Origin of the sequence: Microbacterium sp. SA156 (assembly GCF_049065455.1) — a bacterium.
Classification (GTDB): Bacteria; Actinomycetota; Actinomycetes; order Actinomycetales; family Microbacteriaceae; genus Microbacterium; species Microbacterium barkeri.
This window is the reverse complement of the sequence record NZ_JBAKGU010000015.1, coordinates 67579-79228: the sequence shown is the minus strand read 5'-3', so window position 1 is coordinate 79228 and position 11650 is coordinate 67579. Positions and strand designations below refer to the sequence as shown.

At 70.5% G+C, this 11650-nt stretch carries 12 protein-coding genes and 1 rRNA gene; 4 read left to right on the top strand and 9 right to left on the bottom strand.

Going from position 1 to position 11650, the window contains the following annotated elements; all coding sequences use genetic code 11:
- Together ACOWU6_RS13965 and ACOWU6_RS13960 are read right to left on the bottom strand one after the other, a co-directional pair.
- Positions 1-146: ribosomal RNA gene (locus tag ACOWU6_RS13965) — 16S ribosomal RNA — on the bottom strand; the annotation flags it as partial.
- Between the two features lie 546 nt (positions 147-692).
- Positions 693-1334, bottom strand: coding sequence for an NAD(P)-dependent oxidoreductase (locus tag ACOWU6_RS13960; RefSeq protein ID WP_282980051.1), 642 nt, complete (start codon positions 1332-1334; stop codon positions 693-695).
- A 124-nt stretch (positions 1335-1458) separates the two neighbouring features.
- Here ACOWU6_RS13960 and ACOWU6_RS13955 point away from each other — a divergent pair, with 124 nt between their 5' ends.
- A complete protein-coding gene (locus ACOWU6_RS13955) occupies positions 1459-1815 on the top strand; it encodes a winged helix-turn-helix transcriptional regulator (protein WP_271174290.1) in 357 nt (118 codons plus the stop codon).
- A 14-nt stretch (positions 1816-1829) separates the two neighbouring features.
- On the opposite strand, the gene ACOWU6_RS13950 is transcribed toward ACOWU6_RS13955, so the two are convergent.
- Positions 1830-2939: a threonine synthase gene (locus ACOWU6_RS13950; RefSeq protein WP_421076055.1), complete on the bottom strand. Its 1110-nt coding sequence runs from the start codon at positions 2937-2939 to the stop codon at positions 1830-1832.
- A gap of 47 nt (positions 2940-2986) precedes the next feature.
- Positions 2987-4291 carry a hypothetical protein gene (locus tag ACOWU6_RS13945; RefSeq protein WP_421076054.1) on the bottom strand — a complete coding sequence of 435 codons (1305 nt, stop codon included), beginning with the start codon at positions 4289-4291 and terminating at the stop codon, positions 2987-2989.
- Between the two features lie 267 nt (positions 4292-4558).
- On the opposite strand from ACOWU6_RS13945, the gene ACOWU6_RS13940 reads away from it, so the two are divergent.
- Positions 4559-6103, top strand: a complete 1545-nt coding sequence (locus ACOWU6_RS13940) for an SDR family oxidoreductase (protein WP_421076053.1) — start codon at positions 4559-4561, stop codon at positions 6101-6103.
- 99 nt (positions 6104-6202) lie between these two features.
- Here ACOWU6_RS13940 and ACOWU6_RS13935 read toward each other — a convergent pair whose 3' ends face one another.
- The 3 genes from ACOWU6_RS13935 to soxR form a co-directional block, all read right to left on the bottom strand.
- Complete coding sequence (locus ACOWU6_RS13935) at positions 6203-6835, bottom strand: superoxide dismutase (protein ID WP_271174294.1); 633 nt, start codon at positions 6833-6835, stop codon at positions 6203-6205.
- Between the two features lie 27 nt (positions 6836-6862).
- Complete coding sequence (locus ACOWU6_RS13930; RefSeq protein ID WP_421076052.1) at positions 6863-7357, bottom strand: flavin reductase family protein; 495 nt, start codon at positions 7355-7357, stop codon at positions 6863-6865.
- Positions 7358-7419: 62 nt separating this feature from the next.
- Entirely contained in the window at positions 7420-7887 is a 468-nt protein-coding gene (gene soxR, locus ACOWU6_RS13925) for a redox-sensitive transcriptional activator SoxR (protein WP_421076051.1), read from the bottom strand.
- A gap of 121 nt (positions 7888-8008) precedes the next feature.
- On the opposite strand from soxR, the gene ACOWU6_RS13920 reads away from it, so the two are divergent.
- Together ACOWU6_RS13920 and corA are read left to right on the top strand one after the other, a co-directional pair.
- Positions 8009-9307 carry an alpha-galactosidase gene (locus tag ACOWU6_RS13920; RefSeq protein WP_421076050.1) on the top strand — a complete coding sequence of 433 codons (1299 nt, stop codon included), beginning with the start codon at positions 8009-8011 and terminating at the stop codon, positions 9305-9307.
- 288 nt (positions 9308-9595) lie between these two features.
- The gene (corA, locus tag ACOWU6_RS13915; RefSeq protein WP_421076049.1) at positions 9596-10612 is read left to right on the top strand and encodes a magnesium/cobalt transporter CorA; all 1017 of its coding nucleotides are present in this window, start codon (positions 9596-9598) and stop codon (positions 10610-10612) included.
- A gap of 12 nt (positions 10613-10624) precedes the next feature.
- Here corA and ACOWU6_RS13910 read toward each other — a convergent pair whose 3' ends face one another.
- Together ACOWU6_RS13910 and ACOWU6_RS13905 are read right to left on the bottom strand one after the other, a co-directional pair.
- Positions 10625-11008 carry a hypothetical protein gene (locus tag ACOWU6_RS13910; RefSeq protein ID WP_421076048.1) on the bottom strand — a complete coding sequence of 128 codons (384 nt, stop codon included), beginning with the start codon at positions 11006-11008 and terminating at the stop codon, positions 10625-10627.
- An 86-nt stretch (positions 11009-11094) separates the two neighbouring features.
- Positions 11095-11592, bottom strand: a complete 498-nt coding sequence (locus ACOWU6_RS13905; protein ID WP_421076047.1) for a hypothetical protein — start codon at positions 11590-11592, stop codon at positions 11095-11097.
- Between the last annotated feature and the right edge of the window lie 58 nt (positions 11593-11650).

Below are 11650 nucleotides of genomic sequence, written 5' to 3'. Positions count from 1 at the left end.
TATCCCAGAGTCAGGGGCAGGTTGCTCACGTGTTACTCACCCGTTCGCCACTAATCCACCCAGCAAGCTGGGCTTCATCGTTCGACTTGCATGTGTTAAGCACGCCGCCAGCGTTCATCCTGAGCCAGGATCAAACTCTCCGTAAAAAACGAAAGCAGACACCCACCCGGGAAAACGGACAGGCACCTGCGAGTTCAATCATGACCAAAAAGGATGCCAAAAACTGACAACCATAAAATTTGATCCAAAGGAATTCTCAACCCAACCCAAACGGGTCAGGACGAGGATAATTTGGCATTTGACAAGTGCACGCTGTTGAGTTCTCAAGGATCAGACGCACCCAGCCCCACGACTCCCGCCGTGGCCCTCCGGGGCAACTTCTCTATCTTAGCCGCTCTCTCACCAGGATGCGAATCCGACACGCCGTGTCGATCGCAGCCGCTCGAGGGAACGACCGCCACCCCTTCGAGTCGACGCACGAGTGCGTCTCTTCTTCGAGGTGGTTTCTGTCGCAGACCTGGGGCGGGGAACCTTCCGGCTCAACCTCACCGCTTGGCGGCGACAAGGGAATACATTACGCGGATCGGTGGGGTCGGGCAAACCGAGGTCAGCGTCGGGCGTGTCGCGCTCCTGCGCCGAGGCGGGGCGGCCGCCATCGCGACCGCCCCGCCTCTCCCCAGCGTCCCCAGCTGTCAGTAGGCGACCGTGAAGCGCTTGCGGTGGTGCTTCGGCGCCTCGATCTCATCCACGATCGCGAGCGCGAGGTCGGCACCCGAGATGAACGACTCCCCGCCCTCGTCCACGAGGAGCACATCGCCGCCGAGACGGTACGTGCCCTTCGCCTCGCCGGGGTTGAATGCGCCGAACCCGCCCGCGGGGCTGATGAAGAACCAGTCCAGGTCCTCGGGCGAGGCCTTGAGCGCCTCCAGGACATCCGTCATCTCAAGGGCCTCTGCCTTGAACGCCTCCGGGAATCCGCTGTCGAGCACGCGAGGCCCGCCCTCCGACACGTGCAGCGACCCTGCGCCGCCGATCACGCCGATCCGCGTGCCGGCCGCGCGCGCGGCCTCGGCCAGCTGGGCGATGGCAGGCGCGACCGCGCCCTCCATGTCGCCCCGCGGGGCGACGGCGCTGATCACCACGTCGGCATCCGCGACGGCCTGCTTCACCGTGTCGGCATCGGCGATCGACCCCGTCCGGTAGTCGACGCCCTCGATCGTCGTCGCGGGAACCGACCGGCTGTACGAGATCACCTCGTGTCCGCGCCCCACGGCGTTCTCGACGATGTGCCCTCCGGCGAAGCCGGTTCCTCCGAAGACGGCGATACGTGTCATCTGGATGTCCTCCTGTAGTCGGTCCGCGGCGATCACCGCGCAATAGTCACTCTAGGAGAGCCTGTTACTGTGGGGAAGCAGGCACTTTTCCGTGCCCTGGTCACCGCGACGTAAGTGAGGCGTGATGGACGCGTGGAACCCCTACGCCAAGGACTGCCCCAGCCGGCAGCTGCTCGACCGCATCGGCGATCGATGGACCGCGCTCGTCCTCGGCACGCTCGAGGACGGGCCGCTTCGCTTCTCTGAGGTCGCCCGCCGCATCGAGGGCATCTCGCAGAAGATGCTCACCCAGACGCTCCGCGCACTGGAGCGCGACGGACTCGTGACGCGGACCGTGTACGCCGAGGTGCCGCCGCGCGTGGTCTACGAGCTGTCCGACCTCGGACGCAGCCTGCGCGAGCCGCTGCGCGCGCTGGAGACCTGGGCGACGACGCACATGCCCGACGTGCTCGAGGCGCGCCAGCAGGCCGACGCCGCCTGACGCCACCGGACGCCTCAGGACAGCAGCGACCGGATCGTCTCGGCCGCCTTGAGCCCCGAGCCGCTGAGCATGACGACCGTCGTCTCGCTGTCGCGGATCACCCCGCGCGCGACGAGCTCGTCGAAGGCGGCCGCCGCGAGCGCGCTGGTCGGCTCGGCGAACAGCCCGCGATCGCACAGCGCGCGCAGGGCGGCGACGATGCCCTCCTCCGAGATCGCGAGAGCAGCGCCATCCGTCTCGCGGAGCGCCTGCAGCATCTGGTCGAGGCGGAGAGGCGATCGGATGGCGGTGCCCTCGGCGATCGTCGGCGCATGCGCGTACCGCTCTCCCGAGAGCGCGGCGACCACCGGGGAACACCCCCGGGGCTGTGCGGCGAAGAGCCGAGGCATCCGCTCGATCTGACCGGCGGAATGCAGCTCGCGGAAGCCAAGCCAGCACCCGAGCAGGCTGCTCCCGGCGCCGACCGGCACGATGACGTTGTCGGGCGCGCGGAACCCGAGGTCCTCCCAGAGCTCGTAGGCGAGCGTCTTCGTCCCCTCGAGGAAGAGGGCCTGCCAGTTGTGGCTCGCATAGAACGTCTCGTCCGATGCGCGGATCGCCGCTTCCTGAGAGGCCTCCCGCGGCCCGTCGACGAGTTCGACCTCGGCACCGTATGCGCGCACCTGCGCGATCTTCGCGGGAGACGTCGAGGCCGGCGCGAAGATGCGCACTCCCATCCCGCCGGCCGCGCCGTACCCGGCGATCGACGATCCGCCGTTCCCGGAGCTGTCCTCGAGCACGGCCTCGACTCCGCGCTCGCGCAGGTACGACAGCATGACGCTCGAGCCGCGGTCCTTGAAGCTCCCCGTCGGACTGAACCACTCGAGCTTGAAGAGCGGACGATGACGCCCCCACTCCCGCTCCACGAGCGGCGTGCAGCCCTCGCCGAGCGTGATCGGATGCGCGATGTCGACGGGGAGCGCGGCGTGATACCGCCAGAGCGAGCGCTCGCGCGTCTCGATCTCGTCGCGGGCGATCCCGCGTTGCGCACTCACCATGAGGGGCCGCCCCGCGTCGGAGCGCCAGCGCGGCGTGTCCAGACCATAGGAGCGGCCGTCGACAGGATCCACGTACACGGCGACCATGTCATCCCCTCTCGGATGCTCGGACGAGCAGACTATCGAGCGGGGAGTCAGATGCTGTCGCGGTACTCTTCGATCGGCGCACCCGGCGTGCCATCCGAGTACGCGACGCGGATCAGCGGATTGCTCAGCTTGAGGTCGACGAGCGACCTGCCCAGCGTGATCGACGCGGCACCGGAGCCGCCGAACGTGACCGAGCCCGCGGCGGATCCGCCGTAGGTGACGGTCGCCGTCGAGCCGGGCTCGCCGACCACCGAGAGCGTGTAGCTTCCGAGCACCTTGATTCCCAAGAGGCTGAGCGTGTAGTTCTCGCTCAGCCCGGCGAACCGGAGGGGATCGGGTGCCGGGGCCGGCGGCTCGCTTGTGGGCGGCGGAGAGGGCTCACTCGTGGGAGGAAGACTCGGGCTCGGCGGCTGTGAGGGCTCGCTCGTGGGCGGCGTCGAAGGCTCCTCGGTCGGCTCTGTCGGCTCGGATGGCGACGGCTCAACGGGCTCGGACGGCTCGCGGGTCGGCGAGGGCTCAGACGGCTCGGACGGCTCGCGTGTGGGCGCAGGCTCCGAGGGCTCCCGGGTGGGCGAGGGCTCGGAGGGCTCGCGTGTCGGAGACGGGTCCGAGGGCTCCCTCGTCGGAGACGGCTCGGACGGCTCCCGGGTCGGAGAAGGCTCGGACGGCTCCCGCGTCGGCGAGGGGTCGGATGGATCGCTCGGCTCGCGCGACGGCTGCGGCTTCGTCGTCGGAGACGGGTCGTCGAGATCGAAATCGAAGTCGGGCCACCACGGGAAGGGGCTCGGGCTCGAGTCCTGGTCCTCGTCCCCATGGTCGTCTCGGCCGCCCCGGTCGTCCTGCCCCTCGCGGTCGTCGCCGTCGCGCTCGTCCTGGGGGTCATCGCCGCCGCCGTTGTCGTCGTCGCCTCCGCCGCCGGAGCGATCGTCGGGCTCATCCGAGCGCAGGTCGTCAGGAAGCGTCGACGGCAGGATCCCGAGCGGCTCGAGGTCATCGGCGGGCGGCTCGACCACCTCGACGGCGAGTCCGCCCTCGCCGTCCGCCTCGGGGGTGCCCGCGTAGGTCCCCTGCTGTGCCTCAGCGAAGGTGAAGCCCGACCCGAGGAGCGTCCCGCCGCCGCCTCCCGGAGTGAACGCGGTCGCCACGGCGGCGATCACCGCAGCCGCCGTGCCTGCGGCGACGAGCTGACCCGCGCGGAACGACGATCCGTTCGCGGCGTCCTCGGTGCGCACGGGCGTGACCGGCGCCGCGAACGGCAGAGCCGCGATGCCCGAGGCACCGCCGCGACGCGGAGCGGACCCGTACGACGGCAGGATGAGCGGCGTCACGGGCGCCGTGTCGAGACGGCGCACGGGCACCGCCTCAGGGAGGCCCTCCCGACGACTCCGACGCGCGCCCCCATGCGAAGACGCGGCCACGGCGTCGTCTTCGCCAGCGGTCATAGCTGCTCTCCGTGCCATCCGGTCGCGCACCCGCAGTCAGGGCCACGTCTTCCCCCGTGCCAGCCGGCACAGAACACCGATATTCTAACCAGCCGTCATCTCGGCGCAAGGAATCGCGTCGTCGCGCCGGCTGTCAAGCGCTGGGCGGCGGCGAACGGGGCCTCCTAGCCTGAGCGGATGATCGACCTGACGGCGCCCACGGGACACGAACCGGCATTGCGCGCGCTTCCGCGAGCGGACGGCACACCACCTCGCGCGCTCGTGCTCGGGGCGACGGGCTATGTCGGCGGCAGGCTGACGCCGCGGCTCGTCGCAGCCGGATACCGCGTGCGCGTGCTCGTGAGAGACGCCGCTCGTGCACGATCGCTGCCGTGGGGCGACGAGGTGGAGATCGTCGAGGGCTCCGCTGCCGAGGCGAGCGCGGTCGCGCGTGCATGCGACGACGTCGATGTGCTGTTCTACCTCGTCCACTCCATGGGAGCCGGCCGGGGATTCGAGCGCGCAGACGAGCTCGCGGCGCAGACCGTCGGGAAGGCGGCGGCCACGGCCGGTGTCCGCCGCCTCGTCTATCTCGGCGGGCTGCATCCCGCCGATGCCGAGCTCTCACCGCACCTCCGCTCGCGCGTCGCCGTCGGCGAGATCCTCCTCAACTCGGGGGTGCCGACTCTGGTGCTGCAGGCGGGCGTCGTTATCGGCTCCGGCTCGGCATCATTCGAGATGATCCGCCATCTCACCGAGGTCCTCCCGTACATGCCCGCGCCGCGCTGGGTGCGGAACCGCATCCAGCCGATCGCGATCCGCGATGTGCTCCACTATCTGCTCGGAGCCGCACGGGCTCCCAGCGGGATCGGCCGTGCGATCGACATCGGCGGTCCTGACGTGCTCCGATACGGGCAGATGATGAACGGCTACGCGATCGAGGCGGGGCTGCGCCAGCGCGCCATCGCCGCGCTGCCCGTGCTCACGCCGACCCTCGCATCTCACTGGGTGAACCTGGTCACTCCGGTGCCGCGTGCGATCGCGCGCCCGCTGATCGCGTCGCTTCAGAACGAGTGCATCGTGAAGGACGGCGTGCCCGACGACCTCATCCCGCCTCCCGCAGGCGGGCTGACGCCGTATCGCGAGGCGGTGCGCCTCGCGCTCGGCCGACTCGACGCGGACCGTGTCGAGACGAGCTGGCAGGACGCCGAGGTCTCCGGCGCACCGAGCGACCCGCTGCCGAGCGACCCCGAATGGGCCGGCCGCACCGTCTTCACCGATGAGCGCGAACGCTGCACGCGCGCCTCGGCCGAGGACGTCTGGGAGATCGTGCTCGGCATCGGGGGCGAGAACGGCTGGTACTCCTCACCCGTCCTCTGGGCGGCGCGCGGCTGGATGGACCGGGTTGCGGGCGGGGTCGGACTGCGCCGCGGGCGACGCTCCCGCAGCGCGGCTCGCGTCGGCGACGCGATCGACTTCTGGCGTGTCGAAGCGATCGAGGACGGCCGTCTCCTGCGGCTGCGGGCGGAGATGAAGGTCCCGGGTGCCGCGTGGCTCGAGCTGGGGGTCGAGCCGGACGGCGCCGGCGCCCGGTACCGGCAGCGAGCGGTGTTCTTCCCGCGCGGTCTCGCCGGACGCCTCTACTGGCTTGCCGTCCTGCCCTTCCACGGATTCATCTTCGCGGGGATGGCCGAGCGCATCACGGCGGCCGCGGAGGCGCTCGGCGACCTCAGCGCCCGATGACACTCGCGACGGCGCCGACCGCGACGGGCACGGCGAGCAGCGCCAGAAGCGCTGCCCGCCGCAGCCGTGTCGCGAGTCGCGCGCCGTCTGCGCGAGGGCTCAGCTCGCCGCCGGGACGATGAGGCCCGACGTCGCCGTGCGGGCGGCCTCGAAGCGGCGCTGCACGTCGGCCCAGTTGACGACCTCCCAGAACGCCTTCACGTAGTCCGCGCGCACGTTCTGGTAGTCGAGGTAGTACGCGTGCTCCCACACGTCGAGCTGAAGAAGCGGGGTGACGCCGAGGGGCGCGTTGCCCTGCTGGTCGAACAGCTGGAAGATCACGGGACGCGCGCCGACCGAGTCCCACGCGAGCACCGACCATCCCGAGCCCTGCACGCCGAGCGCCGTCGCGGTGAAGTGCGCGCGGAAGCCGTCGATCGAGCCGAACGCGTCCTCGAGCGCGGCCGCGAGCTCGCCCTCGGGCGCTCCGCCGCCATCCGGCGACATGTTCTGCCAGAACACGCTGTGGTTGATGTGACCGCCGAGGTTGAACGCGAGGTCCTTCTCGAGCTTGTTCACGTTGGCGAGGCTGTTCGTCTCACGAGCCTCAGCGAGCTGCTCGAGCGCCGTGTTCGCACCCGTGACGTAGGCCTGGTGGTGCTTCGAGTGGTGCAGCTCCATGATGCGCGCCGAGATGTGCGGCGCGAGCGCGGAGTAGTCGTAGGGAAGATCGGGCAGTGCGTATGCGGGCATCGTTTCCTTCTCTCTGGGTGGATGCGGTCAGCCGACCGCTGTGGGGTTGAGGACGTGGAAGGCGCGATCGAAGTAGACGACCGGCTCGCCGGCCTCCCCTTCGATCACGTCGAGGACTTCAGCGAGGACCAGGGAGGACGCGCCCACGGGGGTCACCTGCAGAGGCCGGCAGCGCAGCGCGAAGCGCGCCGACGGGAGGTAGGGCTCGCCCGTCTCGAGCGTCGACCAGCCCTGCTCGGGAGTGAAGCGGTCGGCGCCCGTGACCGCGAAGGCCTGCGCGGTCTCGACGTGGCGCGCGGTGACGAGGTTCACGACGAACGACTCGGCGCGGAGGATGCCGCCGGCGCTCCCCCGCGACCGGGTCACGGAGAACGCGAGGGCGAGCGGGTCCAGTCCGACCGACGCGACGCTCGAGGCCGTGAGCCCCACGGGCCCCTCCGCGGTGCGAGCCGACACCACCGCGATCCCCGCCGGATGCAGACGGAACGCGGTCTTGAAGGCATCGACGGATGGGCTGTGCATGCTTCGACGGTAGAACCTCAGGTGCACTTGAGGTCAAATCGGCGGCCGATCGCGGCAGACCCTCAGGAACCGTCGTCGACGTCGAGCCGCCGCGCGCCCGCGCCCTCCTGGCCCAGCTCGTCGTCGGGGTTGAGCAGGCGACACGCGTTCATCGAGAGGCAGCCGCAGCCGATGCAGCCGGTCAGCTCATGCTCGAGACGCTCGATCGCCTGCCGCCGTCGTTCGAGCACGCGCTTCCACTCGCGCGAGGCCCGCTGCCAGTCCTCCTGCGTGGGCCGTCGGTCGAGCGGCACGTCGGCAAGCGCTCGGCGGACGTCGGCGAGCGGGATGCCGAGCCGCTTCGCCACCGCGATGAGCGTGATGCGGCGGATCATGTGGCGACGGAACCGGCGCTGGTTTCCCGACGTGCGCGAGGCCGCGATGAGTCCGAGCTGCTCGTAGTAGTGCAGCGCTGACACGGCGACTCCGGTTCGCGCGCTCACCTCGCCGACCGTGAGCAGCTGCTCGGGATCGCGTTCGACCTCCGCCATCCGTCCAGGGTAGAGCGCGCTCGCGCCATCCGATCGCCGGTCTCCTCCAACGTGAGAATTCCGGTAGCGTCGTCCGCGGCACCGCGTCGTGCCCTCCCCGCGAACCCGACGAAGGGACACCATGCCGCTCGCGCGCACCACCCCGCCCATGGGCTGGAACAGCTGGGACTGCTTCGGCACCACCGTCACCGAGTCCGAGGTCCTCGCGAACGCCGAGTTCATGGCGAAGCACCTCCTCCCCTACGGGTGGGACACGGTGGTCGTCGACATCGACTGGTCCGACCCGACCGCGCGCTCGCACGGGTACAACGACGACGCGCCGCTCGCGATGGACGAGCACGGCAGGCTCGTCCCCGACCCGGGGCGCTTCCCGAGTTCTGCCGGCGGCGCGGGGTTCGGACCGCTGGCCGAGCGCATCCACGCGCTCGGCCTCCGCTTCGGCGTCCACACGATGCGGGGCATCCCGCGGCGCGCGGTCGCCGCCGACGCACCCATCCTCGGCACCGACGCGCGCGCGTCGGAGGTCGCCGACCCCGCGAACGCCTGCGAATGGAACCCCGACATGGTCGGGCTCGACCACGACCACCCCGCGGCGCAGGCGTACTACGACTCCACGCTCGAGCTCTACGCGGCGTGGGGCGTCGACTTCATCAAGGCCGACGACATGCTGTGGCCGTACCAGGCGGCCGACATCGAAGCCTACGCGCGCGCCATCGCCCGCACCGGACGTCCGATCGAGCTGAGCCTCTCGCCGGGCCGCGACCTCTCGCTCACGCGCCTCGACCACCTGCGCGAGCACGCGACGATGTGGCGCATCTGCGACGACCTGTGGGACGACTGGCACGACGTCGAGGCGAACTTCGCCCGTTTCTCGCGCTGGGCGCCACACGCGTCGGCGAGCGGATGGCCGGACGGCGACATGCTGCCGCTCGGGCGGATCGGCATCCGGGCCGAGCGCGGCGAGCCGCGTCACGACCGCCTGACCCCCGCCGAGCGGGTCTCGCTCATGACGCTGTGGCTCGTCGCCCGGTCGCCCCTCATGATCGGCGGAGACCTTCCGACGAGCGACCTCGCCACCATCGCGCTCTTCACGAACGCCGATGCGCTCGCGCTGCTGCGCGCCGAGGCGAGTCGCGAGGTGTTCCGCGAGAACGGCCTCGTGCTGTGGACCGCCGACGGCACCGACGGCGAGCACTACGTCGCCGCCTTCAACCTCCACGACGAGGCGCGGGACGTCGCCCTCGACGCGCAGAACGTCGACCTCCCTGCGAAGCTCGACGGCGAGCTGCGCGAGCTGTGGACGGGTGCCGAGATCGCGACCGATCATGCCGCCGTGCGCGGCGTCGCTCACGGCAGCACTGCCATCCGCCTCTCCCTCGCACCGCACGGAGCCGCACTCCTCCGCTACGTCGCGCGCTGAGAGGTCGGGGTCTCCCCGGCGGAGCGCCCCCGGGTTTTGACGCCTCGGCAGCCGCGACGTATCATTCTCCGGGCTCTCCATGCCCGTTCCCCGATCCGAAGGCAGGTGATGCGCGATGTCCAGTGATAGTCGCCGCGCCGCCGATTCGCCTTCGTCGATCAGCGTCACTCCTCGCTGACGTCTTCGCCCATCGGCGGCGCCTGCCGCGTGCTCGAGCGCGCGGCCTCTCTGCACGTGCGGAGCCCTGCTCGCGCGTGCCTCGAAGTGAGCAGAAAGAGGTGAATGATGATGGCATTGATCGACAACGCGGTGTACGTGGACGGACACCGCACGGCCGACCCGGCCGACCTGACCGCGACCCGCGAGACCATGCGCGATCGCGACGGCATGGCGTGGATCGGGCTCTATCGCCCGACGGCGGAGGAGATCCGCGCCATCGCCGCCGAGTTCTCGCTCCACCCGCTCGCCGTCGAGGATGCACTCAAGGGGCACCAGCGTGCCAAGCTCGAGCGCTACGGCGACACGCTCTTCGTCGTGCTCCGACCCGCGCGCTACCGCGATGACGAAGAGCAGGTCGAGTTCGGCGAGCTCCACCTCTTCGTCGGGCCCGACTTCGTCGTCACGATCCGCCACGCGGAAGCGCCCGATCTCGCGAGCGTGCGCCGCCGGCTCGAGGCCTCGCCGCAGCTGCTCGCTATGGGGCCCGAGGCGGTGCTGTACGCCGTGCTCGACGAGGTCGTCGACAAGTACGCGCCCGTGGTCGCCGGCCTGGAGAACGACATCGACGAGATCGAGGACGAGCTCTTCTCGGGCGCCGACTCGGCTTCCCGTCGCATCTATGAACTGGCCCGCGAGGTCATCGGCTTCCAGCGGGCGACGCAGCCGCTCGTCGCGATGCTCGAGGCTCTCCTGCGCGGCTCCGACAAGTACCGTGTCGACCTCGAGCTGCAGCGGTACCTGCGCGATGTGCTCGATCACGCGCTGCGCATCGCCGATCGCACGGGCGCCTTCCGGTCGATCCTCGAGAACGCGCTGACGGTCGACGCGACGCTCGCCGCTCAGCGTCAGAACGACGAGATGCGCCGGATGACGGAGTTCAATCTCGCGCAGAACGAGGAGATCAAGAAGATCTCGTCGTGGGCGGCCATCCTGTTCGCGCCGACGCTCGTCGGCACCGTGTACGGGATGAACTTCGAGCACATGCCGGAGCTGGACTGGACCTACGGCTACCCGCTGTCACTCGCCCTCATGGTCGGACTCGGCTTCGCACTCTGGGGCGTGTTCAAGCGCAAGCGGTGGCTCTAGCGACCGCGCCCGTCACTCCGACGGGCGCGCCTCCTGCAGCCACTCGGTGCACGGCTTGAGGTAGAGCACGGCGACCGCGGCCACCCCGAGAAGACCCGTCGGCCCCTGGCCGGTGAAGATCCCGAGCAGCATGTTGCCGATCACGATGATCGTCAGCACGGTGCGCGCCCACATGCGCCCGAACCACACGAGGATCGCCAGCACGAGGTCGACGACGACGACGGCTGCGGCGATGAGGAAGAGCGCGGCGCCCTCCTCATCGCCGTGGTCGGATGCATCGACGAAGCCGAGGATGCCGAAGGTGAGCCCCAGGAGGCACGTGAAGACCATGAGCCCGACTCCGATGTGGAGGGCTGTCGGTCGAGGAGGGTGCGTCGCCGCTCGAGGTGCGCTCATGGCGCACAAGCTAGCGTCGCCGCCGGAACGGCGGAAGGCGGCGCGACGGTGCCCGGGTCTGCTCCCCGCGGAGCCGACGCGCACGCTCACTGCGCCGGCAGGCATCCTCCGTCGGCGATGCCGCCGCCGACGTCGATCGTGACGGCCTCCGGCGCGACCGCCCCGAACACGCACCCGCCCGTGGCTGCGACAGCGCCGAACAGCACGTACCCGGCGCTCTCGCGGGTCTGCACACTGGACAGGCCCTCCGCCTCGAGCAGATCGACGACCGCGTCCGCGGTCACCGGCTCGCCGCTCGTGCGGAGGGCCTCGAGGTCATCGGCGGCGGCCTCAGCGATGTCGCGCGCCGCCTCCTCGACCGCCGGGTCGAGCTCGCCCCGTTGGCGGTAGGCGTCGTTCTGCGCCATCGAGTGCTCGGGGTCGTAGCCGACGCACTCCGGAGGCAGCTCGACTCCCGGCTGCTCGGGGCACGCGGCGGTCGGTGTCGGCGAGGCGGATGGCGCGCGGCCGGCGGCCGTCGGCGTCGCGCACCCCGTCAGCAGAAGCAGGGCAGCCGAGGCGACGACCAGCGTGCGCGTTCTCATCCCGGCAGGCTACGTCGAGCGTCGGGTCGAGCGCTGTCGGCTCTTCGGCGGACAGGGC